We start from the raw sequence: 26,099 nt of genomic DNA, 5'->3' as shown, positions 1-26,099 counted from the left end.
CTAACGTTCTGTCAGACTAACTCTTAAAGAGAGGAATTTACTATGAAAAAGATCACGGCTATCGTGCGCCAGGAAAAGCTTGAGGTTCTCAAAGACGCGTTGTTTGCTGCCGATGTTCGTGGCATGACTATCAACCAGGTGCAGGGCTGCGGCGCACAGCATGGCTGGAAGGAATACGTGCGCGGCAATGAGTTGCTTGTCAACACGATCCCTAAGGTACAGTTCACGCTTATTTGTGCCGATGGGCACGTCGACGGCATTGTCGACATCATCTGCAATGCCGCCCGCACCGGTGCCGTTGGAGACGGCAAGATTTGGGTCGAGCCGGTCGAGGAAGTCATCCGCATCCGTACCGGCGAACACGGTCCTGCCGCGGTGTAGGACAATCTTTCGCCTGACGGGCGTGCCTCTCCTTCGTCTACAATATCGTGCAGACGAAGGAGAGGCATATCCATGATCAAGATGTTTGCGAGTGACTTAGACGGAACGCTGTTGAATGCCCTGCACGAGGCAGACGGGACCATTCGCCGTGCCATTCGCGAGCTGACCGAGGCTGGCCTGCATGTGGTTCCCGCGACCGGACGCTCGACGCTGTCGGTCGGCGAGCATGGCTTTACGGGCCTGGCGCTTGACGCCTGCTGCTCCAACGGATCCATCGTGCGCGACAGCCATGGCGAGGTACTCAAAACCTGGACCATCGACCCACAGGTTACCGAGGAGTTGCTCAAGGCGTTCCCGGACATTTGCTTCGACTGCTCCACGCCCGACGGCATGTTCTCGAGCGGTTCGTTCGAGATGCACCAGGCGGGTTTTAAGAAGGACAGCCCTATCAAGCGCATCGTGATGCGCGGCATGCGTGCACGTGGCGGGTATCACGAGGAGCAGTATTTCGATCAGTCGATCGGCGATATCTTGCGTCACGATGTATGCAAGATCAATTGTCGCGTGACCTCGCCCGAGCTGGAGCGCGACCTTAAGGCGTATTTGGCCGAGCGCTCGGACCGCGTGGTCAACGCGCCGTTCGATCCGGTGATGTTCGAGATCACGGACGTGGCGTGTAACAAGGGCGAGAGTGTGGCTTGGCTGGCGGGCTACTACGGTATTGCCGAGGATGAGGTCGCGGTCTACGGCGACGGCGGCAACGACATCGCCATGCTCAAGCGTTTCCGTCACAGCTATGCCACCAAGAATGGCAGTGACGCGGCCAAGGCCGCCGCGAGCGCGACTATCGGCAGCTGCATGGTCCACGCCGTCCCCAAACACATGCTCGCCACCATGCGCAAGCAAAACTCCCGCACCGTCATCGAATAATGTGACAAAGGGACAGCCCCTTTTTCATGAGAACCCTGCACCTTTGGCATGCGAACATATATTCGTATATATAACTAAGTTTTGATAGAATCGGTATCGTTGACGGCAGCTCCATGTGTCGGGCAGCGCCCTCCATCTGATGGGAGGTGATGCCCATGACCGATTTGATTGATTTCGTGAGACTTCTGACCGCTTTGGTCTCGTTCTTCACGGCGCTTGTCGGCCTTTCCGAGGCACTCAAGCAGCGTTCGAAGCGCAACAGAAGGGGTCGCCGCCGCTAAGGCGTTGACCCCCTAATGCAAACAACGGCGCTGCCCAGCTTTCCAGAACTTGGGCTGCCGCCGACACTATTCTACCCACGAATGACATTTTGAACAATCGGCAATGCCACTCCAAAAGCCGGGCACAACTGGCACAACCTAGGCGGTCGCTGAATGTGACAAAGGGACTGCTCTTCGTCACATCCTAAATATTGCCTTTACGTGTTGATGCACACGGTGTGCAATAATACTCGCACTGTGCAATAGCGCACAGGCTGAGTAACAAGGAGGACGCTTGTCCCAGCTCGAGAAATGCGATCGCCGGTCCCTTCGCTCGCAGCGTGCCCTTCGCCAGGCACTTGCCAGCGAGCTTGCCGAAAGCGGCGACCTTTCGCGCATTAACGTCGCGTCGCTCACCGAGCGCGCCGGTCTTACGCGCCGAACGTTCTATTCGCACTACCGCGATATTCCTGACTTTATCAATCAAATCGAGGACGGCTTGCTGGCCGAGATCCGTGAGCGCATTGAGCTCATCACCGCAGCTCAGCTGCCTGATCTCTATCACAACATCGATGAGCTCGAGCCGGCGCCCGGTTCGGTTGAGCTGCTGCGTTATCTTGCGGCCAACCGCGACTTAATTGGTGCGCTGCTGGGTCCGGGCGGCGACCAGGCCTTCATTAAAAGAATCATCGACACCGCGCGTGAGGCTGTGGTGCCGCGTGCACAGACGGGCATTTTGGGCCTGGCGCTGGGCACGTTCTTTGACTACTACGTTACCTACGTCGTGAGCGCCGAGGTCGGCATGATTCAGCGCTGGTTTGAGCGCGGGCTCACCGAATCGCCCGAGGCCATGGCGCGCATTATGACGGTGCTCGCTTTTGTGCGCCCTGGTGACCTGTATGGCCAACCCATCGATATCAACGTGCCGGAATACGGCATGAAGCTATTGAACCTGCAGCTCGAGGACGCGGCCGACACCGCCGCAACCGTCGAGTCCAACAACTAAGAGGAGAGACAATGAGCAAACTCGTCGAGGGCATCAAGGACCGTATGGTCGCTGCCGCGCGTGAGGTCGCGCCCACCGTGGTGGACGCCGCGCAGAAGGCTGCGGCCGCGGCTGCCGAGAAAGTTGCCGAGGCAGTTGCCGATGCCAAGAACGTGGCAGGGGAGACGTCCGTCGTCAGCGAGCCCGCCACCGCCGCTGAGCCCGTAGCCGCCGCCCAGGCCCCCGAAGGCGCGATCTTCAACCCCGAGGCCGCCCGCGGCAACCTGCACCTGGGCATCGACGTGGGTTCCACTACCGTTAAGCTCGCCGTGCTCAACGACGACAACCAGATCGTCTACGCCAAGTACCAGCGCCACCACACCGACGTCCGCGCCTGCGCCCGCGACCTGTTCGAGGGCGCTGCGACCGTGCTGCCGACGGCCCAGATGACCTGCGCCATTACCGGCTCGGGCGGCCTACTGCTGTCCCAGTGGCTCGACCTGGAGTTTGTCCAGGAGGTCATCGCCAGCAAGCGCGCCGTCGAGACCCTCATCCCAGCCACCGATGTCGCCATCGAGCTGGGCGGCGAGGACGCCAAGATCATCTATTTCGACAACGGCATCGAGCAGCGCATGAACGGCACCTGCGCCGGCGGCACGGGCGCGTTCATCGACCAGATGGCAACCCTGCTGCACACTGACGCCAGCGGCCTTAACGAACTCGCGGCCAACGCCACCACCATCTATCCCATTGCCAGCCGCTGCGGCGTTTTTGCCAAGACCGACGTCCAGCCGCTGCTCAACGAGGGTGCCCGCCCCGAGGACGTGGCTGCCTCCATCTTCCAGGCTGTCGTGACCCAGACCATCTCGGGCCTGGCGTGCGGCCGTCCCATCCGCGGCAACGTCGCCTTCCTGGGCGGCCCGCTGCAGTACCTCTCCGAGCTGCGCCACCGCTTCTACCTCACGCTCAACCTGGACGAGGAGCACCGTATCGTGCCCCAAAACGCCCACCTGTTTGTGGCGAGCGGCGCCGCCATGGCGCACGAGTCCAATAAGCTCAGCACGTTCCCACAGCTCATCGAGGCTATCGACAGCTTGGGTGACACGCAGGGTGCCGAGGTCGAGCGCCTGGATCCGCTCTTTGCCAACGACGAGGACTTTGTCGAGTTCAAGACCCGCCACGACCAGGAAGTCGTCCCCAAGGGCAAGCTCGACGGCTACACCGGCCGCGTGTTCATCGGCATCGACGCCGGCTCCACCACCATGAAGGCCGCGCTCGTGGGCGAGGACGGTCAGCTGCTGCACACCTGGTACGGCAACAACAACGGCGACATCCTGGGCACGGCCAAGGTCATCATGGCCGATTTCTACAACCACATCCCCGCCGGCTGCACTATCGGCCACGTGACCACCACGGGCTACGGCGAGGCGCTGCTCATCGAGGCCCTCAAGGCCGATTCCGGCGAGATCGAGACTGTCGCGCACCTGCGCGGCGCCAAGGCGTTCCTGCCCGGCGTCGAGTTCATTCTGGACATCGGCGGCCAGGACATGAAGTGCCTGCGCGTCAAGGACGGCGTTATCGAGCACATCATGCTCAACGAGGCCTGCTCGTCGGGTTGCGGTAGCTTTATCGAGAGCTTCGCCGTCTCTATGAACATGGACGTGCGCGCCTTCGCCGATGCCGCCATCCATGCCAAGGCCCCCGTCGACCTGGGAAGTCGCTGCACAGTCTTTATGAACTCGCGCGTCAAGCAGGCGCAAAAGGAAGGCGCCACGGTAGGCGACATCGCGGCCGGCCTGTCCTATTCCGTCATCAAGAATGCCCTGTTCAAGGTCATTAAGCTGCGCGATCCCAAAGAGATCGGCAGCCAGGTGATCGTCCAGGGCGGTACCTTTATGTCCGATGCCACGCTGCGCGCATTTGAGCAGCTCACCGGCGTACATGCCGTGCGTCCCGACATCGCCGGCTGCATGGGCGCCTACGGTGCGGCCCTGCTCGCCCGCGATCGTGCCGGTGCCGACGGCACTTCGACCATCCTTTCGGCCGAAGACATCGCGCACCTCACCGTGACGCAAAAGCATGTCCGCTGCGGCCGTTGCTCTAACAACTGCCAGCTTACCGTCAACGACTTTGGCGGCGGCAGGCGCTTCATTACCGGCAACCGCTGCGAGAAGGGCGCTGGCCACAAAAAGCAGAAGACTGAGGCCCCCAACCTCTTCAAAAAGAAAAACGAGCTGCTCTTTAACCGCGAGGTGCTGAGCCCCGACGAGGCCCCGCGTGGTACCGTGGGTATCCCCCGTGCGCTCAACATGTACGAGAACTACCCCTTCTGGCATGCGTTCTTTACGCGCCTGGGCTTTAGCGTGCAGCTGTCCGACCAGTCGAGCAAAAAGACCTACCAGGCGGGCATCGAGTCCATGCCGTCCGAGAGCGTGTGCTATCCGGCCAAGATGAGCCACGGCCACGTGATGAACCTCATCGACCGTGACGTCGACTTTATCTGGATGCCGTGCGTGCGTTGGGAGCGCAAGGAGGATCCGACGGCTGGCAACTGCTATAACTGCCCCATCGTCATGAGCTACCCCACGGCGCTGGCGCTCAATATTGACGAGATCCGCGAGCAGAACATCGAGTTCCTGTATCCGTTTGTGCCGTATCACGACAAGACCGAGCTCAAGCGCCGCCTGTACCAGGTGCTCGCCGTCGACCGTGTGGCCGATGCTGAGGCCGGTCGCGGTCGCGTGCGCGGTCCTAAAATCACGCGCTCCGAGGTTGATGCCGCCGTCAACGCTGCTTTTGAGGCCGACGCGCGCTTCCACGAGGATATCCAGACCATGGGCGAGGAGGCTCTCAAGTGGGTCGAGGACCACGGCGGTCACGGCATCGTGCTCGCCGGTCGTCCCTACCATAACGACCCCGAGATCAACCATGCCCTGCCCGAGCTTATCTCGAGCTTTGGCTTTGCGGTCTTTACCGAGGATTCGCTCGCGCATCTGGTGAAGCCCGAGCGTCCGATTCGCGTCGTCGATCAGTGGATGTATCACAGCCGCCTGTACGCCGTCGCCCGTTTTGTGACGATGCGCAACGACCTGGACCTGATCCAGCTCAATTCCTTCGGCTGCGGCCTGGACGCTCTGACCACTGATCAGGTGCAGGAGATCCTGGAGGCCAGCGGCAAGATTTACACCGTGCTCAAGATTGACGAGGTGTCCAACTTGGGCGCCGCGCGTATCCGTATTCGCTCGCTCATGGCGGCGCTCAAGGACCAGGAGGCCGAGCGCTTGGCCGATGCTACGGCCGCGGGCGAGACTTACGAGCAGGGCGATGCCGCGCCGGTGGCGCCCTCCACGGATGCCCCCGCGTTCGCGAGCCGTAAGTACACGTTCGAGGCGCAGCGCGAGAGTGCTTCGACCGCGTGGCCCAAGGTGCCCTTTACCGAGCAGATGCGCGAGGAGGGCTACACCATCCTGTGCCCGCAGATGGCGCCGATCCACTTTGACCTGGTCAAAGAGGTGTTCCGTGGTGCTGGCTACAACTTGGAGCTGCTGCCCTCGACCGATCACGATGCCGTCGAGGCCGGCCTGCGCTATGTGAACAATGATATTTGCTATCCGTCGATCCTGGTAACGGGCCAGATTATGGAGGCCATCGAGAGCGGTCGATACGACCTGTCCAAGACAGCCGTGGTTATCAGCCAGACCGGCGGCGGCTGCCGTGCCACCAACTACATCGCACTCATCCGCAAGGCCCTGCGCGAGAGCGGCCACCCCGAGATCCCGGTGATCTCGCTTTCGGCCGTGGCGCTGGGCGAGGACAACCCTGGCTTTAAGATTACGCCGGCGCTGCTTAAGCAGGCAGTCTACGCGGTGCTCTTTGGCGACGTGATGATGCAGATGCTCTATCGCTGCCGCCCGTACGAGGCTACGCCCGGTGCCGCCAACGCGCTCTACGAGGAGTACATGGCGCGCGCTCGCAAGCTGGCGCCCAAGTTTAACCGCCACAACTACACCAAGCTGTGCCGCGAGGCCATCCGCGCGTTCGACACCATGCCGCTCGTGGGCGAGGGCACCAAGCCGCGCGTGGGCGTGGTCGGCGAGATCTTGGTCAAGTTCCACCCTACGGCCAACAACCACGTGGTTGACGTTATCGAGCGCGAGGGCTGCGAGGCCGTGGTGCCGGGCCTGCTCGACTTCTTCCTGTACTCCATGAGCAACGCCGAGCTGCAGAAGGACGAGCTGGGAAGCTCTGCCACTACGCGCGCTGGTATGCAGGCGCTCATTAAGCTCGTGGACTGGATGCGTACGCCGGTGGAAGAGCTGCTCGAGAAGTCCGAGCGCTTTGAGGTACCCGAGCGCATCGGCACCATGGCGGACAAGGCCCGTACGGTGCTTTCGGTGTGCAACAACATGGGCGAGGGCTGGTTGCTCACGGCCGAGATGCTCGACCTGATCGATCACGGTGCGCCCAACATCATCTGCACGCAGCCCTTCGCGTGCCTGCCCAATCACGTGGTGGGCAAGGCCGTGATCAAGGAGCTGCGCCGCCAGCATCCCGAGAGCAACATCGTCGCGGTGGACTACGACCCCGGTGCGTCTGAGGTCAACCAGCTCAACCGCATTAAGCTCATGATCAGCGTGGCCAAGGAAAACATGCGCGCCGGTAAGGGCTTTAAGCTCGAGAAGGTGGCGCCGCTCGCGATGGATGAGGTCACCGGTCAGATGCGTGCCCATGACGGTTGCGTGAGCTGTGGGCCGGCCAGCGAGGAGGCCGTTGCATCGGTCGCCAAGCGTCTGGGGCGCGGTATTAAGAAGTAGTTGGCCTACTTCGAGCCGGATATAAGACAAACGGGTGGTAGTCGTACCGGCTACCACCCGTTTTTGCTGGACATATGTTGCGTAAATGGGCTTGCTGGTGCCTTTCGCGGACTCGGATTTCAGAAGTGCGGTGAAAAACGCGAACCTCCCGAGCACACCGCCTTTTTAGATTCCCGCGACCTGCGGTTTTGTTGTCAAAAAAGCCGATCTGGTCGGCGAAACCCGATTTTTCCCCGCACTTCCGAAAACAGCGGTTCAGCAGCGCCAAAAAACGGCCTGTAAAGCCCTGAGTTAATGAACAGGTGTAGCCGTTCGCCGCGAATTACCGTCCGTTTATAGAACCCACCCCCAGCGCGCGTCCTCCTTACGGTTGAATAAATACACATCTATGGAATTACGTAAGAGAGGACCGTTCCATGAGCTACAAGACCGTTTGCGTTGCCGGCGGCGGCGTGCTGGGAAGCCAGATTGCCTTTCAGGCTGCCTACTGCGGCTTTGATGTAACGATTTGGCTGCGCAGCGAGGGCAGCATCGGCCGCACCCAGCCCAAGATCGATCATGTGCGCGAGGAGTACATCGCGGCTATCGAGGGCATGGCGGACGGCACGGGCGAGTGGTGCGCCGGTATCGCCGATAGCGGCCAGCCCTTCGACAAGGAAGCGGCGCTCGCCGCCGTTGAGCGTGCCTACTCCACACTCAAGCTGGAGCTCGATCTTGCCAAGGCAGTGGCTGACGCCGACCTGGTTATCGAGTCTATGGCTGAGGATACCCAGGCAAAGATTGACTTCTACAAGAAGCTCGCCCCGGTCCTCCCGCAAAAGACTGTCGTCGTGACCAACTCCTCCACGCTGCTGCCGAGCACCTTTGCCAAGTACACTGGTCGTCCCGAGAAGTACCTGTCGCTGCACTTTGCCAACTCCATCTGGAAGAACAACATGACCGAGGTCATGGCCCAGAGCCAAACCGACAAGCGCTATTTCGATGAGCTCGTCGACTTTGCTAACGATATCCGTATGCTTGCCCTGCCCGTCAACAAGGAAAAGAACGGCTATCTGCTCAATTCCATGCTGGTGCCATGGCTGCTTTCGGGCCTTGACCTGTATGTCTCGGGTGTGAGTGACCCCAAGAGCATCGACCTCGCGTGGACGCGCGGCACCGGCGCTCCCAAGGGCCCGTTCCGCGTATTCGACACCGTGGGCATCCAGACGGCGTACAACATCGTTATGCAGTATCAGAAGGTCCCGGGCCTGGTGAGCCCGCTGCTCAAGAAGATGATGATGCCCTACAACTTTAAGGCCATGGCATCCGTCCTCAAGAAAATGCTCGACGAAGGCAAGCTGGGCGAAAGCTCGGGCGAGGGCTTCTTCAAGTACTAAAAAATGACCTCTCGGGGACGGAGGAAAACGGATCATTTCCGGCCGCCAACAGTGAGAAGATGGACCCAGAAATAGAAAGGAGTGGCAATGAGCCGGTTCGGGCTTTGAGGACAAGCTGCTGCGGGCCCAGGGCGATTTTTCGCTCAACGCGGGCCAGCACAGCGTGACGTATCTGCCGAGTTCTGACACGGCAACGACCGGTCGCTATCAGGTGCTGCTGTACGACAACAACTTTGGTGCGACCGAGAGCTATCCCAAGTTCGACTGGGGCCAGCTGGGCGCCGCGGTGGTGACCGACTACAGTAAGGGGACGCATTCGTTTGGGCACATCTTTACGGTGGACGAGACCGCGCGCACCTACGAGCTTGTGGGCCAGATCGCCGTGCCGTTCTCGGGCTACGTGAGCAGCGCACAGCGCGTCGGCGATTCGAATAGTATGCTCGTGGCATCGGGCCAGGCCAAGACCTTTGCCGAGTACGATCGCTATGGACTGCCCATCGCCACCTACGAGATGGAAGCCGAGAAGTACATCTACCGCATGTACAAGTACGAGCTGTAGCGCTGCGCTTAGGTTTGACCAATGGAGTATGAAAACACGCCGTTCGCCGATGCCCCCTCCGCGAGTGGCAGCCATATGGTTTGATGTTAGAAACATATAGTTGTCGCCAGCCTGCTGGCGACGTTCCCCCTAATATCGGAGGTTCCAGGTATGTTTCACGCTCCGTTAAACAACTATCGGTTGGGCTAACATGGGTCGCCGTGCTATTTCGATAACCCTTGCAGTGGTCTGCCTGACTGTGCTCCTGGGCGCTACAGGGCTGTTTGCTATAAGCCGAGAAACGTCCTATATGCAGGAATGCGCTTCCGAAGGGTTTGCCATTGACGGTTACTATCGGGACGACAAGACGAGTCGGGAAAGCCTGGCTTTTCATGAGGAGGACAACTGTCGATGGCAGCTGGTCGACCAAGACGGAAGCTGCACAAACGGGCGGTTTAAGCGTACGGACGATCCCAATATCCTGGTATTAAAGAAAGAAAACGGCGAAGAATTCGGCACGGTTCACGTTGCGTATATATCGCGCCGACGCAATCAGGGGCAGATTTACCTAATTAGAAATACTAAGGTGACCCGATTTTATCTTGTGAGCACCGATCCGGCGTTTACGGTGGAATCTGGCGATGTCGATCCGGACAGTTGATTCACGGCAATAAAACAGCGAGCGGGGCGCGGGTGTGAACTGCACCCCGCTATTTGTTCGTGTCCGTATCGCGTCTGCGCCTCGTCGTAACTTGCGTCCGTGCGAGCATTTGTCCCGCGCCGGCATCACTTGACATCGAACTCCACGCGGTCGAGTTCAGGCACGTTGAGGTCGATGAGCTTGCGGGCGACGTGACGGTCGTGTGCCCCAAGCGCCTCGCCTGTCGTCACATGGGCGACAATCTCGCGCTCGACGATGCCCTCCTCCTCGCCTTCGGTAGCCGAGGTCTCGACGGCGACGGTGTAATCTTTAAAGCCCGGTAGCACCGCCGCAAGCTCGCGCGTGGTTTCAGTGACGCCGTAGCCGTCCTGAACGCCGGCCTGCGCCGAGCCAATGGAACCCGCGGTCATAACGATGCAGGGGATGGCAAAGACTACCGTGCCCACAATAATGCGGCGGCGCACCTTGCGTGACAGCTCGTCGACCTCGGCGTTTTCCTCGGCGGTCACAATGCCGTCGCCGTTGAGATCACGCTTGAGCGGTACACGTAAAAGAAGCAATACGGCTTCGGCCGCCAGCGCGATAAAGACGACGTTGATGCCAAACTCGTAGAGGGCTGAGAGGAACAGCGACCCGCTCGCGATGGCAATGCCATAACCCGCCGCGCACAGGGGCGGCATGAGCGCGGTTGCCACGGCCACGCCGGCGATGAGCGTGGCGGGTTCCTGATCGCGCGAGTTGCCCAGCCCGCCCGCAAAGCCGCCCGCGAGCGCGACGGCAAGGTCCCATATGGTGGGTGTCGAGTTGTCGATGATGGCGGCCGTGGTGGTGCCAAGGGGCGAGAGCTTAAAATACAGCGTGGACGTGACCAGGCAAAAGACCATCTGCAGTGCGAGGCTGGCAATGGCCTCGACGGTGATCTCGCGGTCGAGCGTGGCAATGCCATATGCCATGGCAAGAACCGAGCCCATGAGCGGGCAGATGAGCATGGCGCCCACGATGGCGATGTCCGAATCGATATCGAGGCCGATGCTTGCGATGAGCATGGCGATGATGAGGATACACAGGTGAGAGCCAGTCAGACGCGCGCCGTTTACAAAACGCTTGCGGATCACGTGATAGGGTGCGCGTCCCTCGCGAATGTTGAATGCGCGCTTGAGGAAGCGGGTGATGTTTTCCATGGCTTCGCTATGAGCGGGGCGGATGCCGTGACGCCGATGATGACGCTCGCGCAGTCGCTTGATCTGTTGTTTGTCAAGTTCCATGTCCACCTCGTTCCAGCGCGGTCCGCGCAACGCGCCCGTTGTCCTAACTCTACACCGTGGCGGGCGGGGTGTCTGTTGGATGTGGAATCCGATAGGGCGGATGACGCGGGAGCAAATGCAAATCACAGGCTTAATTCCATCCCGCGAAAATATGATGCACCAGCTCCTTCAAATGTGACGAAATTGTGAAGCACAGGAGCACGAATTTCAAAAAATACGCTGGTCGCCAATGTTGCGCAACAGAATTCAAAAATCGACAGCTACCGTTTGATACGTATGGATACATCCGTGTCAAAGGGAGAAAGCCATGGCAAACTACAGTCCACAACACTTTGAGCCTCGGGCCAAGGCCGTCAACGTCAAGGGCGTTGCCAACCGCGCCGTCGCAACCGTTTTGACGGCGGGCCTCATCGCTCAGCCGCTCATGTCGCCGCTGGCGGCAATCGCCGCACCGTCAACCGGTAACGGCGATTCTGTTCAGGGGGGGGGTAGTTCTGTAGAGAATACCGTTGCCGCCGGTAACCAAGCGGTCGTAAAGACGGCTGCCCAGCTGGCCGAGGAGTCGGCAAAGCAGCTCAAGGACGCTCAGGCCGCCTACGATGCCGCCCAGAAGAAGGCCGACGCGGCGGGCCAGTCTCAAAAGCAGGCGCAGCAGCAAAAGAATCAGGCCTCGCAGGCTGTGAGCGACAACGAAATCGAGCAGAACGCAGCAGAAGTCGCCGCGCTCCAGGAGAAGATTGACGAGCTCAAAGCCGCCGTCGAAAAGACCGAGCAGCAGCAGAAGAAGCTGGGCGACCTGAACGATCAGCTCGATCAAGCCAACAAGAGTGTCGAGGATAAGACCCAGGCGCTCAAGGACGCCAAGGCAAAGCAGGATGAGGCCAAGAAGGCCCTCGATGATGCCCAGGCCAAGCTCGAGGCCATGGGTATGGACGAGTACGAGGCCGCCAAGAAGGCCGTCGAGGACGCACAGGCAAAGCTCGATGACGCCAATAAGGCCGTTGCTACTGCACAGGCCAATCTGGACCAGGCCAAGGCTGCCGAGGCTAGCGCCCAGCAGGAAAAGAAGGACACTGAGGCCGCTCTGACGACTGCCCAGGCCAAGAAGCAGGAGACTGCCGCTGCGCTCGCAGCCGCAACCACCGCGCGCGATAACGCCCAGCAGAAGTTCAACCAGGCGCAGGCCGCGCTCGATGCTGCCGTCTCGGGTACGGGTGTCGACCTGAGTGCGCTTGAGGCCGCCAAGATCGCTGCTGCTGGTGAGCTCAAGACCGCGCAGGCGGAGTTCAATGCCGCGACGGATGCCGACGCCACCGCACAGACAAATCTGCAGGCCGCCCAGGCTGCCGTCGCTGCCGCGCAGGAGAAGGCCAACGCCGCCAACGCTGCTGTGGCATCTGCCCAGTCTGCATACGATGCAGCAAACAAGGAGTACAAGGACGCGGCCAGTAAGCGTGACGCCGCGAAGACGGCATACGAGCAGGCCCAGCAGACCGAGGCCGACAAGAAGGCTGAGTACGATAAGCTTGTCGAAGTTCGCAAGCAGAAGCGCAGCGAGTGGGAGGCAGCCTGCGCCGCTTCGAACGCCGCGGAAAAGGCTTATGACGCTGCTAATGCCCAGGTTGAGGCTCTTGAGCAGCAGATTGCAGACCTAAAGTCCAACATGACCGTTGACCAGGAAGTCATCAATAAGGGCATGCTCGGCTTTATGGCCCACATCAGCAACAGCAGCGATTTCACCGCCCAGCAGAAGTCGAATGCAAGTACCGCCGCGTCGATGCTCATGGGGACGACAGAGAAACAGGACTGGTATGACAAGTACGTCGATCAGGACATGTCTCGCGACACCAATCCGCTCTCCTTGGAGCAGATGCGTAACGCCCTGACCTACCTCGATACCCAGAACAACCTCCGCAAGGCGAACGGCCAGTCTGAGCTTAGCGTCAGCCTCCGCATGACTGCGGCAGCCGCCCTCAATACATCATATTCATCGAACATCTGGGGACACTCGAACTGCTATTTCGATCAAGGTGAGAATCTTGCAGGCGGCGGCGGGGCATACACCGGAGGCGAGACCGAGGATACGCTTGGCTGGCCATATACCGGTCTCTACACCCAGGAGAAAAAGGCGTTCGATAAGTACGTCGAGCAGTATGGTGACGCACTTGGAAGCCATCGATATGATTCCTACTATATCTACCAGCACTACAACAGCATCTACCATGAGTGCGCGCACTATCTAAACATCATCGATGCCGGCGCGAAGGCTATCGGCATCGCGACCGGTAGCGGTAAGAATACCGATTCCGAGGTAACCGTTTTCGACTATAGCGGGAGCACGGGGCAGAAGGATTTCACTGTCTCCGAGTTCAAGAAGCTCGTGAACGACTACATCGATTCTGCCTATAACGCTGGCGGCACGCAGGCGCAGAAGGCGCAACTCAAGGAGCTCCAGAGCAAGCTCGCCGAGGCGCAGAAGACGCTGGGCACGGCCGATACGGCATATCTCGCTGCTCTCAATAATCAGAAAGACGCACAAGACGCCTATACCGCGGCCGACACGAACGTGAACACCGCCAAGGGCGAGTACGAGAAGGCTAAGTCCGGCACCGCCGCCGCGAAGACGGCATACAACGCCGCCGAAGCCAAACTCAAGGGTATCGACGTCAAGACGCCCCATACCAAGCTTGAAGCCGCCAAGAGCAAGGCCGCTACTGCCCAGGCAGCTCTCGATAAGGCAAACGCCACGCTTGCTGACAGCAAGACGAAGGCAGCCGAGGCCGCTGCTCACAAGGCGAAGGCTCACAGCGCCCGCGATGCCGCCAAGGCAAAGTCCGAACAGGCCAACGAGGCGTATGGCAACGCTACCGCTTCGGTCAAGGACCTTGCCGCCAAGCGCGATGCCGCCCAGGCGGACCTTGCGAATAAGCAGGGCTCGCTTGACGAGGCAAAGAAGGCCGACGATGCCGCCCAGGCTGGTGTAGACAAGGCCCAGGCCGCAGATGTCCAGGCCGCGACCGCTCTTTCGGACGCCAAGCAGGCAGTTGGCGCCAAGACGCAGGCCCTGTCCGACGAACAGGCCAAGGCCAAGGCTGCCGAGGGCGAACTGGCCACCGCGAACAAGGCCTTCAAGCGCTTCGCCGGCGCCCAGAAGGCGGTCGATGACGCCAAGACCGCCTATGACGCTGCCGTCGCCGGTGTCGCCGATGCCCAGAAGCAGCTCGAGGCCGCCAACGAAGCCGTCGTCGATGCGAACCTCGATATTGTCAAGGCCAAGGCCGAGCTTGCCAACGACGAGGCACTCAGGGCCGATCTTGAGGCTGTCGACCACAAGGCATCCCTTGCCGCGGGCACGACGGGCAACGAGAAGCTGGTCAAGCTGAACGCTGCCTACGCTCGCTACAAGGCTGCCGTCGATGCTGCCGCTGGTCTCAAGGCTGCCCTGAGCGATGCCGATGCCAAGCTGTCCGATGCCAACGACGCCTATGCCGCTGCACTGGCCGAGCTCGGAGATGCCAAGGATGCCTTGGCTGCCGCTCAGGCCGAGTACGACAAGTATCATCCCAAGGCTGAGCCGCAGGCCAAGCCTCAGGCCAAGCTCCAGGTTACGCAGGCCGCCGCAAAGGCGTCTGCTGCCAAGAAGCAGACCACGTCGGGAGCACTTGCCCAGACCGGTGATGACTCCGCTCTTGCGGGCGAGGTGTTCGTCATCGGCGGTATCACCCTCGTGGCCGCTGGTGTGACGCTGAGTGATCGTCGTCGCAAGCAGATGTAGCGTTTCGAGCGTAGTTTCTGCAACGAACTTCGGTTCATAGCAGGAACGCTTCGATGGCTTAACCGACAAGGCCGGCGCGCTGTTAAATGCAGCGCGTCGGCCTTTCTTTGCGTTGGTATCAAAAAGCTCGGTCGGTAGCCGCGAAAGCTACCGACCGAGCAAATCGTGGGCAATATGGTTGCTGTCGAGCAGCTGCTCAGCTTAGCCCAGCAGGCTTAAGCCCACGGAGACAAACGCCAGGATAACGCCGACGATGGACTCACCGCCGAGCAGGCCGCTGGCGACAACCAAGCCCTGTTCCTGGAAGGCGGCGTCCTTGGCAGCCTTCTCCTCGTCCGAAAGGCCTGCCTCGGCGTCGCGGTGTGCGGCCCACTTGTCGTAGGCGAGCTTGACGCAGGAGCCCAAGAAGGCCGTGAGCGACATGTAGAACGGCAGGTACACGCCCAGACCGATCATCATGGCCGGAATGCCGAGCCAGTACATGACGATGCCGGCGATAAAACCGCCCGCAAACCACGGCACGCTCGGGATGCCCGAGACCATGGTGGCGACCACGCTTGCCTGCGCGGCCACAAAGCTCTTGTCGGGGCCGAAGGCGTCCGGACCATAGGCGGTGACGAGCGCGACCATGACGGCGGCAGCGACCAGGGCGCCCACGATGCCGCCAATGGCCTGGCCGACCCACTGTGCACGCGGGTTGGTACCCAGTACGGCTCCGGCCTTAAAGTCGTTCATGACGTCGCCCGCAAGGCCGCACGCCACGGCTACGATGCCGGCGATAAAGAACAGCTTGACCTGAGCGATCTGTGCGAAGGCAGCCACGATGAGCATAACGATGAGGCCAAAGATCTCCATGGGGTCGATGCCCGTCTGGCCGCAGCTCTGTGCGCTCATGATGGTGGTGACAAAGGTGAACAGCGTGACGATGACGGCCGGAACGGGGCCAAGGTCGAGCACGATGGCGATGATCACGGCGATGGCGGCAGCGCCCAGGCCGATGATACCGGCGTCGAGCTTAAGGGAGCCCGAGATGAGCGACTGCTCGTCGGTGTCGGTGGAGCTGTCGGCGGCAAGACCGCGGACGATACCGGCGACCTGCGGCAAGATGTCCTTGAGGACGACGGCGACGCCAAAGCCCATCATGAGGCCCATGCCTAGGGACTTGACGATACCCTGCGCAGTCACAACGTCGAACAGACCGGCAGCGGTGCCACCCACGATGATGCCAAAGTTGCCCAGCAGCGCGCCGGCAAACCAGAAGGCGACGGGAGCGAAGCCCACGAGGAAGCCGACGGAGAGCAGCATGGGCGAGTTGTAGATGCCAAAGGTCACGCCGGGGATGTTGAGCGTGCACAGCATGCTGGGCACCACGCCCAGGGCGTCGCGCAGCACGCTATAGATGCCGGCGATGGCCATGGAACCAAAGAGCTGCTTGCCGGTCTTGCCGCCGGCTTCGGTAGCACGCAGCGTCTGAGCTGCGGCGTTGCCGGTGGGGAACTCAAGCGCGGCGTCCACGATAAAGTGACGGTGGATGAGCGCGGTGGCCAGCAGGCCCAGGATGGTGCCGGCGAGTGCCACGATAAACATGTCGAGCCAGCTGATCTGGTCGGCATAGCCCAGCATCCAGGCGCCCGGGATGGTAAACGCCAGACCGCCGGCGACCATGGCGCCTGCGGACATGATGGTGTGGGTGACGTTGGCCTCGTTGAGAGTGGCGTTGCCCATGAGCTTAAGGAAGAACAGCGAGATGACGGCAGCGAAGACGATCGGCCAGGGGAGTGCGCCCATCTTGAGGGCGGTGTAGGCCGAGCTTGCCGTGATAATCACGCAGCCAAGGACGCCGATGACGACGCCGCGCAGCGTGAGTTGCCCGCGCATCGAAGCGCGGTTCGAGGGATTGCTCATATAAAACTCCTTTGCGTATATCCGCTTCCCCCGGGAGCGCCGCTACGGATACGGCGCGGGAAGTCGGGTTACCAAGGGCCGCCGCGTGAGCTCGCGCGCGACCGCGCACCAGTATAGCCGTAAGCTAGTCATTTTGGGATGACTGGTTTAGGTAGGCGATATACTGCTGGGCAGACGAAAGGAGCGCCGACGATGCTTAATGGGTGCGCATATATATTGACGGTCGACGTGGGTAACACGTTCATTCGCTTTGGTCTGTTTGCCGAGGATTCGGCCGCGGCGCAGGAATGCCCGCTTGCGACGTGCGAGATCACGACGCCATCGAGCATTACGGCCGACGAAGCGCGTATGCGTCTCGCTCAAGTCATGGCCGCGCTGGCGGCCGATGCGGGCATGCCGGGTGCGCTCGTTCCCGCAGCTGCAGTGCTGAGTTGCGTGGTGCCGGCGCTCGAGCGCCCGTGGAAGGCGGCGCTTTCCCGCATCTGCACAGGACGCGTGCTCACCGTGGGGCCGGGCCTCAAGACCGGCATGCCCGTACACTACGACGATCCGGCCGAGATCGGCCCCGACCGCATCGCCGACGCTGTGGCGGCACGCGCCGTCTACGGCTCTCCCTGCATCGTGATCGACCTGGGTACGACGACCAATATTGAGGTCATCGACGCGTGCGGAACCTTTGTGGGCGGCGTCATCGCGCCGGGTCTGGCGCTCGGTGCCCGGTCGCTTTCGGCCGCTGCGGCGCGTTTGCCTCAGGTCGAGCCTTCGGCGCCCACGCATGTGATTGGCCGCAACACGCGTGAGGCCATGCGCTCGGGCGTGGTTCTGGGCGAGGTGGCCCGCATCGACGGCATGCTCGATATGGTGCTCGCCGAGATGCGCGCGACCAAGGCCGCGGGGGAGGGCGACGTGCCCATCGTCATTACCGGCGACGATGCCGAGGCGCTCGCGTTGCTGGTCGGCCATAGCCTGACGGTCGACGACGCGCTGACGTTGCGGGGTCTCGCCGAGCTCTACCACATCAACCAAAAGCCCCGCCGCGTGTAAAGGTGAGGGCGCCGGTGGGACAAACGCCCCCACCTTTCACCTGCTACAATGGGTCAAACTATTGCGATTACGGAGGTGTCTGCCATGTCGGACGATCTTCATCAAACTTCGTCAGGCAAGCGCCTGGACGTCATTAGCTGGGACGAGTTCTTTATGAGCGTGGCCATCGCCGCGCAGCGCCGCAGCAAGGACCCCAACACGCAGGTGGGTGCGTGCATCGCCAACACCAACCACCGCATCCTTTCGGTGGGCTACAACGGTACACCCTCGGCGCTCAACGACGACTTTTTTCCGTGGGGTACGAGCGACGACCCACTGCAGGACAAGCACAACTACGTGGTCCATGCCGAGGCCAATGCCGTGCTCAACTACCGTGGCTCGCTCAAGGACCTCGAGGGTTCCACGGTCTACGTCACGCTGTTCCCGTGCCACGACTGCGCCAAGATTTTGGCTCAGGTGGGCGTGGGCGAGGTCGTCTACCTGGACAACAAGTACGCCGACACCGATGACGGCCGTATCAGCCGCCGCATTCTCGACTCCTGTGGCATCAGCTACCGCCAGGTTATCGTCGATGTTCAGATTGGTACCGGGGGACAGGCTCGGCAGTAATATGCGTTGTCGATATCTGACGACGAACGCAGTTAAAAGAGTCCCGTCCCAAATTGACTACTCATGAAAGTCGCGTCTGCGCGCATGGACGGCTCGTGAGCGGGTACACGGCTGTAGTAACATAGCTTCTGTCCGCGGGCGCGCCCGCGTAATTGTGAGAAAGGAGCCCCTGTGGCTGTTAACGAAGAGCTGCTTAAGAAGGTTCTTGAAGAGATTCGCCCCAACCTGCAGGCCGATGGCGGCGATATGGAGTATGTGGGCGTTGACGACGAGGGCGTCGTCAAACTGGAGCTGCAGGGCGCTTGCGCCGGCTGCCCCATGAGCTCGCTGACCCTGTCCATGGGTATTGAGCGCATCCTGAAGGAGCATGTGCCCGGCGTTACCCGAGTTGAGCAGGTCAATGCCTCCGGCGAGGCCGAGGACCTGTACGACGAGTACGCGCCGTTCTAAGCTGCGAAAGCTGCGGACGGCATACTCCGCATAGACGTTACGCCCAAATATGCGGCTGCGAGCGCAAGGCCCGCGGCCGCATTTGTATGTAGGGAGTAGGAGGGTCGACATGCTCAACGACTTCTACCATATGCTTGATCCCGTCGCGATTTCGGCGGGGCCTATCACGATTTACTGGTATGGTCTGGCCTATGTGGTCGGCGCCCTGCTCACGGCGGTTGTCATGTACCGCACGCAGCGTCGCTGGGGTTTTAACATCACGATTGATGACCTGACGAGTGTCGTGGTCGGCGTGGTTTTTGGCCTCATTATCGGTGCGCGCCTGTTCTACGTCGTCTTTTACGGTGATGGCTACTACTGGGCGCACCCGCTCGAGATCTTTGCCACCAACGAGGGCGGCATGAGCTTCCACGGCGGTTTGGTGGGCGGCATTATCGGCGGCATCATCGTATGCCGCATGTATAAGCTCGACGCATGGACTTTGGCAGACCTTGCCGTCATAGGCGCGCCGCTGGCCTTGTGCCTGGGCCGTTGTGCCAACTTTGTCAACGGCGAGCTGTGGGGCAAGCCGACCGATCTGCCCTGGGGCGTGATCTTTGGCGGCACCGCGGGCGATATGCCGCGCCATCCCTCCCAGCTCTACGAGGCATTCCTCGAGGGTATTGTGCTCTTTTGCATTCTGCAGGTGCTCAGCCGCAAAAAGCCGCTACTGCCCCAAGGCACGTTTATGGGCGTCTTTGTGATGGGTTACGGCATCGTCCGCTTCCTCATTGAGTTTGTGCGCGTGCCCGATGCCCAGCTGGGCTATCTGCTGGGCGGCGTCATCACCATGGGTCAGCTGCTGAGCCTGCCGCTCGTAATCGCGGGCCTGGCGCTCATCATCTTTGCTCGTCGCCGCAACCAGCCCCAGCGCATCTACCTCGACGCTTAACCACCAAAAAGTGAACAGGCACCTTTGTGGTGGTTTGCTGGGCAACGATGACAGAACCGTAACGTTTCCCCAGATAAAACCTGCCAAAATAAACCTGTCCCTTTTTTGCAGGTTTCTAGAAAGGCTCTTTGGACTGTGAAGGATTCCGATCTCTCCACAACGGCTGCGCGCGACGCTGCCCGCATCGTCTGGTTTAAGCGCTACCCCGCCAAGCAGACGCTCATCGCATTTTTGCTCGCGCTGTTGGCGACCACGGCGTTTTCCATCGACCCCTCCCCGGTGTCGAGCAACGCAGTCTTGGCGATTGACCCCAAAGCCTCGGGCATGCTGTACGTGTGCTACGAGGTGCTCCTCTCGTTTGCCGGCCATACCGACGCGGTCATGCTGCTTGCACTTGCCTGCCTGCTCACCTTGCCGTTTCGCTACGTGTTCTTTGGCCGTGGCGACACCTGGCGTCCATCGATCATTCTGCCGTCGCTGTTCTTCGCCATCTGCATGGTGTTCGGCCGCAGCTACGACCTCACCGACTCGGCCGAGATTGTCCTTGGCGACAAAGCTCGCATCATCTGCGCCTGGATTGGCGGCGCGGGCTGGATGCTCTTGGCGGTCGTTGCCTTCTACCTTGCCTTTGAGTGTCTAGATTGGCTGAGCACTCGGCGCATTCCGTTTTCCGAGGTGCACTTTGGCCGCGTATGGCGTGTGACTCACGCCGTGCTCTCGGTCCATCCCTTTGCCGGGCCCTTCCTGGTGCTTATGATCGCCTGGGCGCCCACGCTCATCGCTTCGCTGCCTGGCCTTTTTATGGGAGATACGGGCGCGCAGATTCGCCAGTGGTTCAACTATCCCAACGGCACGAGCGACTACTTGCGTCTGCTCAATCCTAATGTGTTGCTCAACGGGCATCATCCCGTAGTGCACACGGCCATTATCGGCTCGTGCGTTCAGCTGGGGCTTTCGATGTTCAACAGCGCTAACGCGGGCCTCATCATCTATACCTGCGCTCAATTTGTCATTACGGCCGCCTGCATGGCCTATTCCATTTCATCGTTGCGCAAACTGGGCGTGAGCCTGCCGGTTCGCGGTGCGATCCTGCTGTTCTTTGCGTTTATGCCGATGTTCTCTAACTACGCGGCGCTGCTCACCAAAGACGTGCTCTTTGCCGATGCGTTCTTGGTGCTGCTGGTACAGACCGTTAAGCTCGTGGCATGTGGCTTGCCCCGTCGTGATGCCAATGTCGAGCGAGCGGGCGAGAAAGCCCCCGTGCTCTTTGCGCGCCACGACTGGCTGCTGCTCGCTCTGGGCGCCATGGGTTCCACGTTTCTGCGCAACGGCGGCCTGGTGTTTCCCCTGGCGGCATGCGTAATCGCGGCGGCGTTTTGCGTATGGGACGTGCATGTGGCTCGTCGTGCAGCCAAGCAGACTGGTGCTGCGCCTTCGGGCGCCATCCCGCGCTTCCGCTGGGTTGGCGTTCTCGCGGTGCTCGCGCTCTGCCTTGCCTCTAATATGTACTTCACCAAGGTCTTTATGCCGGCGCACGACATCACGCCTGGTTCCAAGCGCGAAATCCTTTCGATTCCGTTCCAGCAGACGGCTCGTTTCGTCCAAAAGCACGACGGCCTCAACTCGGGCGTCAACCCTACGGTTAAGGAGGACGGCACCATCGTGGAGGCTCCTTGCGACGGCTTGGTGGCCGATGAGGAACGCGCCGTGATCGACCGGGTGCTCAAGTACGAGAATCTGGGCCGCCGTTACAACCCGGATAAGTCGGACGCCGTTAAAAATTGCTTTAACGAGTACGCCTCGCAGGAGGACATCAAGGCCTATTTTGAGGTGTGGGCTCAGATGTTCAAAAAGGATCCCGAGTGCTATATCTCGGCGCTCATCAATAACTACTACGGCTACTTTTATCCGAGTGCCCGCGATGCGTGGGTCTACAGCACGGCGCGCAGTGCCGAGATCATGGCAAAGCCCGATAACCTCAAGTACTTCGACTTCCATCCGGTTGACAGCAACGTGGTGCGCTGGTGCGACCACCTGATCAATTTGTACCGTGTGGCGGTGCAGCGTGTTCCCTTTATCTCGCTCACCATGAGCTCGGCCACCTATGTGTGGATCATGATCGCCGTGGTGGTCTACCTGCTGCGTCGTCATTCATGGCGTGCGCTGGCGATCTGGGTGCCGCTGTTGGGTGTGCTCGCCGTGTGCCTGATTGGCCCGTGCAACGGCTCAACCTACATGCGCTACCTGTATCCGGTTATCGCCTGCATGCCCTTTGCCATCGGCGCCACCGTCACCCGCAGCGACTTCCTCTGGTTCTAACTTGGTGCATTGGGGTCAGGTTTCTTTGCGCCAAAGGGGCCATCATCACGACGCCTCCATTTTGGGGTTTATCTCGCAGGCCAGTAGGTATATCATAACGACGTTTGTTTATATTGCCCGAGCATCTGCGCTGGGCTTTAGGTCGAAACCGATAGGAGACACGTATGTCCGGACACTCTAAGTGGGCCACAACCAAGCATCGTAAGGGCGCGCAGGACGCCAAGCGTTCCGCCCTCTTCTCCAAGCTCAGCCGCAACATCACCGTTGCTGCCCGTCTCGGCGGTGACCCGCTGCCCGAGAACAACGCCAGCCTCGCCGCTGCCGTTGCCAAGGCCAAGGCTCAGTCCATGCCTAAGGACAAGATCAAGTCCGCTATCGACAAGGCTTTTGGTTCGGGTGCTGACGCCGCCGTCTACGAGAACATCGTGTACGAGGGCTACGGTCCCGCCGGTGTCGCCGTCTACGTCGACTGCCTGACCGACAACCGCAACCGTACCGCCGCTGATGTCCGTTCCGCCTTCTCCCACGCTGGTGGCAACCTGGGCACCTCCGGCTCCGTCGCCTTCCAGTTTGAGCGCAAGGGCCAGATCGTCGTCGCCAAGGAGATCCTGGACGAGAACGCCAAGAAGGAGACCATGATCGCCAACGGTGCTGCCGGTGACGAGGATGAGTTCATGATGGCCATCGCCGAGGCCGGTGGCGAGGACTACGAGGACGCCGGCGAGGAGTGGATCGTCTGGACTGCTGCCAACGACGTTATGGCTGTCTCCAAGGCGCTCGAGGAGCAGGGCGTCCAGGTCAAGGGCTCCGAGACCACCATGGTCCCGACCACCCCGACCGAGGTTTCTGGCGCCGATGCCAAGAAGGTTCAGCGCCTCATCGACCGTCTTGAGGAGCTCGACGACGTCCAGGATGTTTACAGCACCATGGACATGACCGACGAGGTCATCGCTGCCCTCGAGGAGGAGTAGCGCCCACACGGGTTAAGCCGTGCATATCTGGGCATAATGAAGCGAGCATGCAAGCCTCGTGGAATAGATGAGCCGGATCCGCGTGCGTATGGCACCGGACCCGGCTCTTTTATAATGATGCGAATCGTTTTGCATTCTGTGGACCGAAACCTGAAGGGAGCGCGCGTGCGCGTACTCAAACGAGCTCTAGCGATCGTGTATCTTGCCGCCGCCATCGTGGCGCTGGGTACGCTTGTCTGCCAGTTCTGGGGACCGTATACGTATCGCTTTATGCTGCTGCTGCGTGACGCCATGCCTCGCGTCGTCGTTACGGCATGCGGCGGAGTTGTGGCGATCGGCGTGCTGGTAAGCTTCTTCCGCCTGATGTTTGCTCGTCGTGAGCCGTCCTGCGTGCATCCGGCGGGGGAGCGCAATATCGAGGTCACGCTCGCGGCGCTTTCTTCGTGCGCCAGAGCTGCTGCCGAGCGCGACGACCGCGTGATGATCGAGCATGTCGAGGCCCGCGTCCAAGGCTCCGACGATTCGCACGTCCGTTTTAAGGTCGAGGCTATCGCGCTTGACGATAAGGACGTGGCATCTCTGGCTACCGCGATGCAGCAGCGCATCGAGGAAGCTTGCGACACCATGCTCGGCACGCCGGGTACGACCACGCGCGTCCGTTTTTTGCCGTCCAAGACTACCGTCCAGACCGTGGAGGTTTCCGGTGAGTGATACCAATCAAGATAAGACCGCTCGTACGCCGCGCCTGACGATTGACCAGAGCGCCACGCCGGCGAGCGAACCTGTTGATTCCAAAGCAGAGGCAACTGAGTTGCAAGACGCGGCGGCCGCGGATTTTGACGAGGCTATGGGTCTCATCAAGGGTACGGGCGCTGCCATCTGGAGCTATGCTGTGCGTCATCCCAACACCACGCTCGGTGCCGTCGCTGGCTTTATCCTCGCTGTGTTGGTGCTCACGTTGGGCCTGTGGGACACGCTCGTCATTGCATTCTTCGTGCTGATCGGCGCTGTGATCGGCCAAATTCGCGACGGCGAGAACGGGATCGTCAACTTCTTCGGCCGTCTGTTTAGCGGTCGCTAATATGTATTCGACTGTCGCATCCGCGGCAGGCATAAGGAGGAACCATGGCTTTTAATACGAAGGTCGATGTGGCCGATACCGAGCTCGAGGAGAATGAGGCGGCCGTCGCCGAAGCCGAGGATGTGACGCTCGAGGATGAGGCGCTCGTCGAGGCCGAGTCCGCCGATGACGCGGACGAGGATGATGAGGAAACAGACGAGTCCGAGGACTCGCTGACCTATTCCAACGGTGTGATCGAGAAGATCGTCGCCATGGCCACCCGCGAGGTGCCGCACGTCCTGGGCATGAAGGGTAACCTTATGCACTTTGTGCAGGAGCAGTTTGGTGCCGAGAATCTGACCAAGGGCGTGACGGTTGAGGTCACCGATGACAATCGCGTGGTCGTCAACATCTCCGTCATTATCGAGTACGGCGCCTATGCGCCCGCGATCTTCGACGATGTCAAGGCACGTGTCACCGAGCGCCTTGCCGCGATGACCGGCCTTGAGGTGGCGGGCGTCAACCTGCGCATCGAGGACGTCATCACCCCCGAGGAGTACGAGCACCGCACCAGCCAGCACGAGTAACCTTCCAAAAAGGGACAGGTTTGTTTTGGCAGGCTTTATCTGCGAAAACGTTAAACGGCCGACCGCGCAAGCAAAAGCGTGGCCGGCCGTTATTTGTATGCCCCCCGATGTGGGCATACCGCTCGTCTAACTAGGGGTTGCAATCGTCGCGTTCCGCGTTACCCTAATGGGCGCATTGTTTCCAAATTGTTAACGAGGGGTTGCCGTAATGGCCGACGAGCACGAAACAGAAAGCAAGGCATGGGCGATTGAGGCCGCCGCGGCAGAGGCGGCATCGCGTGCTGCCGAGGAGGTGCATCGTCCTCCCGTGGTGCCGATGGAGCGCGTGGTTGATCGCACCGATATCGAGCGCGGCGAGCGTGTCGGTCAAAAGCGCAGCCAGGAGCCGGGCTTCCCGCGCTTTTTTGCCGAGCTCAATCTGGGCCTGATTCTTACGGCCTTCGCCATCGTTGCGTTTAAAACCCCTAATCACTTTGCTTTTGGCGGCACCTCGGGCGTGTCGGTCATTCTGTCCACGCTGTTCCCGACCCTGCCCGTCGGCGTTTTTATGTGGATTATCAACGCGGTTCTCGTCGTCTTGGGCTTTATCTTTTTGGAGCGCAAGGCAATCCTGTGGAGCGTCTTCGCCTCGTTTGCGCTTTCGGCCTATGTTTCGCTGTTTGAGCTTTTTATTCCGACCGATGTCTCTCTGACGGGTGATATGTGGCTCGACCTGTGCTTTGCCGTCATCTTGCCGGCGCTCGGCAGCGCTATTGTCTTTGATATTGGCGCCTCGACGGGCGGCACGGACATTCTTGCCATGATCCTCAAGCGCCGCACGACGCTCGAGATTGGCCGCGCGCTGCTGTTGGTTGATATCGGCATCGTGGCCATCGCGGCCTTTTTGTATGGCCCGCGTGTCGGTCTGTATTGTGTGCTCGGCCTGTTTGCCAAGACGCTTGTGGTCGACAAAGCCATTGAGAGCATTCACCTGCGCAAAGTCTGCACGGTCATTTGCTCCGAGCCCCTTAAGGTCGAGGAGTTTATCGTCAAGCATCTCAACCGTACGGCGACCATCAATCGCGGCTACGGTGCCTTCTCGGGCAAGTGCGTGACGGTGATCATGAGCGTGCTGAGCCGTCGCGAGGCCGTGCAGCTGCGCCGTTATGCGCGCGAGGTCGATCCGGGTGCCTTTATCACGATCGTCGACAGCTCCGAGATTGTCGGCAAGGGCTTCCGCGGAACGAACTAGCACAGAC

General features: G+C 60.6%; 21 protein-coding genes. 19 read left to right on the top strand and 2 right to left on the bottom strand.

The window, feature by feature from the left end:
* The first annotated feature begins 42 nt into the window (after window positions 1-42).
* From GDJ93_RS09105 to GDJ93_RS09075, 8 genes are all read left to right on the top strand, one after another.
* Window positions 43-381, top strand: coding sequence for a P-II family nitrogen regulator (locus tag GDJ93_RS09105; RefSeq protein WP_152068554.1), 339 nt, complete (start codon window positions 43-45; stop codon window positions 379-381).
* A gap of 72 nt (window positions 382-453) precedes the next feature.
* Entirely contained in the window at window positions 454-1,311 is an 858-nt protein-coding gene (locus GDJ93_RS09100) for an HAD-IIB family hydrolase (RefSeq protein ID WP_152068553.1), read from the top strand.
* Between the two features lie 155 nt (window positions 1,312-1,466).
* Window positions 1,467-1,592 (top strand): hypothetical protein, encoded by a 126-nt coding sequence (locus GDJ93_RS10250; protein ID WP_022094649.1) that lies wholly within the window; start codon window positions 1,467-1,469, stop codon window positions 1,590-1,592.
* Between the two features lie 274 nt (window positions 1,593-1,866).
* The gene (locus GDJ93_RS09095; protein ID WP_040358972.1) at window positions 1,867-2,577 is read left to right on the top strand and encodes a TetR/AcrR family transcriptional regulator; all 711 of its coding nucleotides are present in this window, start codon (window positions 1,867-1,869) and stop codon (window positions 2,575-2,577) included.
* Between the two features lie 11 nt (window positions 2,578-2,588).
* Window positions 2,589-7,370, top strand: a complete 4,782-nt coding sequence (locus GDJ93_RS09090) for a 2-hydroxyacyl-CoA dehydratase (RefSeq protein ID WP_152068552.1) — start codon at window positions 2,589-2,591, stop codon at window positions 7,368-7,370.
* Between the two features lie 416 nt (window positions 7,371-7,786).
* Window positions 7,787-8,746, top strand: coding sequence for a 3-hydroxyacyl-CoA dehydrogenase (locus tag GDJ93_RS09085; protein ID WP_152068551.1), 960 nt, complete (start codon window positions 7,787-7,789; stop codon window positions 8,744-8,746).
* A gap of 115 nt (window positions 8,747-8,861) precedes the next feature.
* Window positions 8,862-9,305 (top strand): aryl-sulfate sulfotransferase, encoded by a 444-nt coding sequence (locus tag GDJ93_RS09080; protein ID WP_152068550.1) that lies wholly within the window; start codon window positions 8,862-8,864, stop codon window positions 9,303-9,305.
* Between the two features lie 190 nt (window positions 9,306-9,495).
* The gene (locus GDJ93_RS09075; RefSeq protein WP_152068549.1) at window positions 9,496-9,945 is read left to right on the top strand and encodes a hypothetical protein; all 450 of its coding nucleotides are present in this window, start codon (window positions 9,496-9,498) and stop codon (window positions 9,943-9,945) included.
* 125 nt (window positions 9,946-10,070) lie between these two features.
* On the opposite strand, the gene GDJ93_RS09070 is transcribed toward GDJ93_RS09075, so the two are convergent.
* Window positions 10,071-11,210 (bottom strand): DUF389 domain-containing protein, encoded by a 1,140-nt coding sequence (locus tag GDJ93_RS09070; RefSeq protein WP_152068548.1) that lies wholly within the window; start codon window positions 11,208-11,210, stop codon window positions 10,071-10,073.
* Between the two features lie 307 nt (window positions 11,211-11,517).
* Between GDJ93_RS09070 and GDJ93_RS09065 the strand changes: the two genes are divergently transcribed.
* Complete coding sequence (locus GDJ93_RS09065) at window positions 11,518-14,985, top strand: CAP domain-containing protein (RefSeq protein WP_152068547.1); 3,468 nt, start codon at window positions 11,518-11,520, stop codon at window positions 14,983-14,985.
* Between the two features lie 201 nt (window positions 14,986-15,186).
* Here GDJ93_RS09065 and GDJ93_RS09060 read toward each other — a convergent pair whose 3' ends face one another.
* A complete protein-coding gene (locus GDJ93_RS09060; RefSeq protein ID WP_152068546.1) occupies window positions 15,187-16,890 on the bottom strand; it encodes an OPT/YSL family transporter in 1,704 nt (567 codons plus the stop codon).
* Between the two features lie 192 nt (window positions 16,891-17,082).
* Between GDJ93_RS09060 and GDJ93_RS09055 the strand changes: the two genes are divergently transcribed.
* The 10 genes from GDJ93_RS09055 (at window position 17,083) to GDJ93_RS09010 (ending at window position 26,092) form a co-directional block, all read left to right on the top strand.
* Window positions 17,083-17,934 carry a type III pantothenate kinase gene (locus GDJ93_RS09055; RefSeq protein ID WP_152068545.1) on the top strand — a complete coding sequence of 284 codons (852 nt, stop codon included), beginning with the start codon at window positions 17,083-17,085 and terminating at the stop codon, window positions 17,932-17,934.
* 84 nt (window positions 17,935-18,018) lie between these two features.
* Window positions 18,019-18,543, top strand: coding sequence for a deoxycytidylate deaminase (locus GDJ93_RS09050; protein ID WP_050766113.1), 525 nt, complete (start codon window positions 18,019-18,021; stop codon window positions 18,541-18,543).
* 171 nt (window positions 18,544-18,714) lie between these two features.
* Window positions 18,715-18,993, top strand: a complete 279-nt coding sequence (locus GDJ93_RS09045; protein WP_035137589.1) for a NifU family protein — start codon at window positions 18,715-18,717, stop codon at window positions 18,991-18,993.
* A gap of 109 nt (window positions 18,994-19,102) precedes the next feature.
* Complete coding sequence (lgt, locus tag GDJ93_RS09040) at window positions 19,103-19,924, top strand: prolipoprotein diacylglyceryl transferase (RefSeq protein ID WP_152068544.1); 822 nt, start codon at window positions 19,103-19,105, stop codon at window positions 19,922-19,924.
* 135 nt (window positions 19,925-20,059) lie between these two features.
* Window positions 20,060-22,243, top strand: coding sequence for a DUF6020 family protein (locus GDJ93_RS09035; protein WP_226812573.1), 2,184 nt, complete (start codon window positions 20,060-20,062; stop codon window positions 22,241-22,243).
* 164 nt (window positions 22,244-22,407) lie between these two features.
* Entirely contained in the window at window positions 22,408-23,214 is an 807-nt protein-coding gene (locus GDJ93_RS09030) for a YebC/PmpR family DNA-binding transcriptional regulator (RefSeq protein WP_117734266.1), read from the top strand.
* Window positions 23,215-23,379: 165 nt separating this feature from the next.
* Entirely contained in the window at window positions 23,380-23,925 is a 546-nt protein-coding gene (locus tag GDJ93_RS09025; protein ID WP_152068543.1) for an Asp23/Gls24 family envelope stress response protein, read from the top strand.
* On the top strand, window positions 23,918-24,295 hold the full coding sequence (locus GDJ93_RS10165) for a DUF2273 domain-containing protein (protein ID WP_040358983.1): 378 nt from the start codon (window positions 23,918-23,920) through the stop codon (window positions 24,293-24,295). Before GDJ93_RS09025 ends, GDJ93_RS10165 begins: the two co-directional genes overlap by 8 nt.
* Before the next feature lie 44 nt (window positions 24,296-24,339).
* Window positions 24,340-24,861: an Asp23/Gls24 family envelope stress response protein gene (locus tag GDJ93_RS09015; RefSeq protein ID WP_138374888.1), complete on the top strand. Its 522-nt coding sequence runs from the start codon at window positions 24,340-24,342 to the stop codon at window positions 24,859-24,861.
* 208 nt (window positions 24,862-25,069) lie between these two features.
* Entirely contained in the window at window positions 25,070-26,092 is a 1,023-nt protein-coding gene (locus GDJ93_RS09010; protein WP_152068542.1) for a YitT family protein, read from the top strand.
* The last annotated feature ends 7 nt before the right edge of the window (window positions 26,093-26,099 follow it).

The organism is Collinsella aerofaciens, from assembly GCF_902501475.1.
Classification (GTDB): Bacteria; Actinomycetota; Coriobacteriia; order Coriobacteriales; family Coriobacteriaceae; genus Collinsella; species Collinsella aerofaciens_AL.
Note: the sequence above shows the minus strand (reverse complement) of the source record. Positions and strands in the feature narration are given on the sequence as shown.

Excerpts from the sequence above, each read along its gene's own strand:
- GDJ93_RS09105 (WP_152068554.1), top strand. The coding sequence starts at position 43 with ATGAAAAAGATCACGGCTATCGTGCGCCAGGAAAAGCTTGAGGTTCTC.
- GDJ93_RS09100 (WP_152068553.1), top strand. The coding sequence starts at position 454 with ATGATCAAGATGTTTGCGAGTGACTTAGACGGAACGCTGTTGAATGCC.
- GDJ93_RS10250 (WP_022094649.1), top strand. The coding sequence starts at position 1,467 with ATGACCGATTTGATTGATTTCGTGAGACTTCTGACCGCTTTGGTCTCG.
- GDJ93_RS09090 (WP_152068552.1), top strand. The coding sequence starts at position 2,589 with ATGAGCAAACTCGTCGAGGGCATCAAGGACCGTATGGTCGCTGCCGCG.
- GDJ93_RS09085 (WP_152068551.1), top strand. The coding sequence starts at position 7,787 with ATGAGCTACAAGACCGTTTGCGTTGCCGGCGGCGGCGTGCTGGGAAGC.
- GDJ93_RS09075 (WP_152068549.1), top strand. The coding sequence starts at position 9,496 with ATGGGTCGCCGTGCTATTTCGATAACCCTTGCAGTGGTCTGCCTGACT.
- GDJ93_RS09070 (WP_152068548.1), bottom strand. The coding sequence starts at position 11,210 with ATGGAACTTGACAAACAACAGATCAAGCGACTGCGCGAGCGTCATCAT.
- GDJ93_RS09065 (WP_152068547.1), top strand. The coding sequence starts at position 11,518 with ATGGCAAACTACAGTCCACAACACTTTGAGCCTCGGGCCAAGGCCGTC.
- GDJ93_RS09060 (WP_152068546.1), bottom strand. The coding sequence starts at position 16,890 with ATGAGCAATCCCTCGAACCGCGCTTCGATGCGCGGGCAACTCACGCTG.
- GDJ93_RS09055 (WP_152068545.1), top strand. The coding sequence starts at position 17,083 with ATGCTTAATGGGTGCGCATATATATTGACGGTCGACGTGGGTAACACG.
- GDJ93_RS09050 (WP_050766113.1), top strand. The coding sequence starts at position 18,019 with ATGTCGGACGATCTTCATCAAACTTCGTCAGGCAAGCGCCTGGACGTC.
- lgt (WP_152068544.1), top strand. The coding sequence starts at position 19,103 with ATGCTCAACGACTTCTACCATATGCTTGATCCCGTCGCGATTTCGGCG.
- GDJ93_RS09030 (WP_117734266.1), top strand. The coding sequence starts at position 22,408 with ATGTCCGGACACTCTAAGTGGGCCACAACCAAGCATCGTAAGGGCGCG.
- GDJ93_RS09015 (WP_138374888.1), top strand. The coding sequence starts at position 24,340 with ATGGCTTTTAATACGAAGGTCGATGTGGCCGATACCGAGCTCGAGGAG.
- GDJ93_RS09010 (WP_152068542.1), top strand. The coding sequence starts at position 25,070 with ATGGCCGACGAGCACGAAACAGAAAGCAAGGCATGGGCGATTGAGGCC.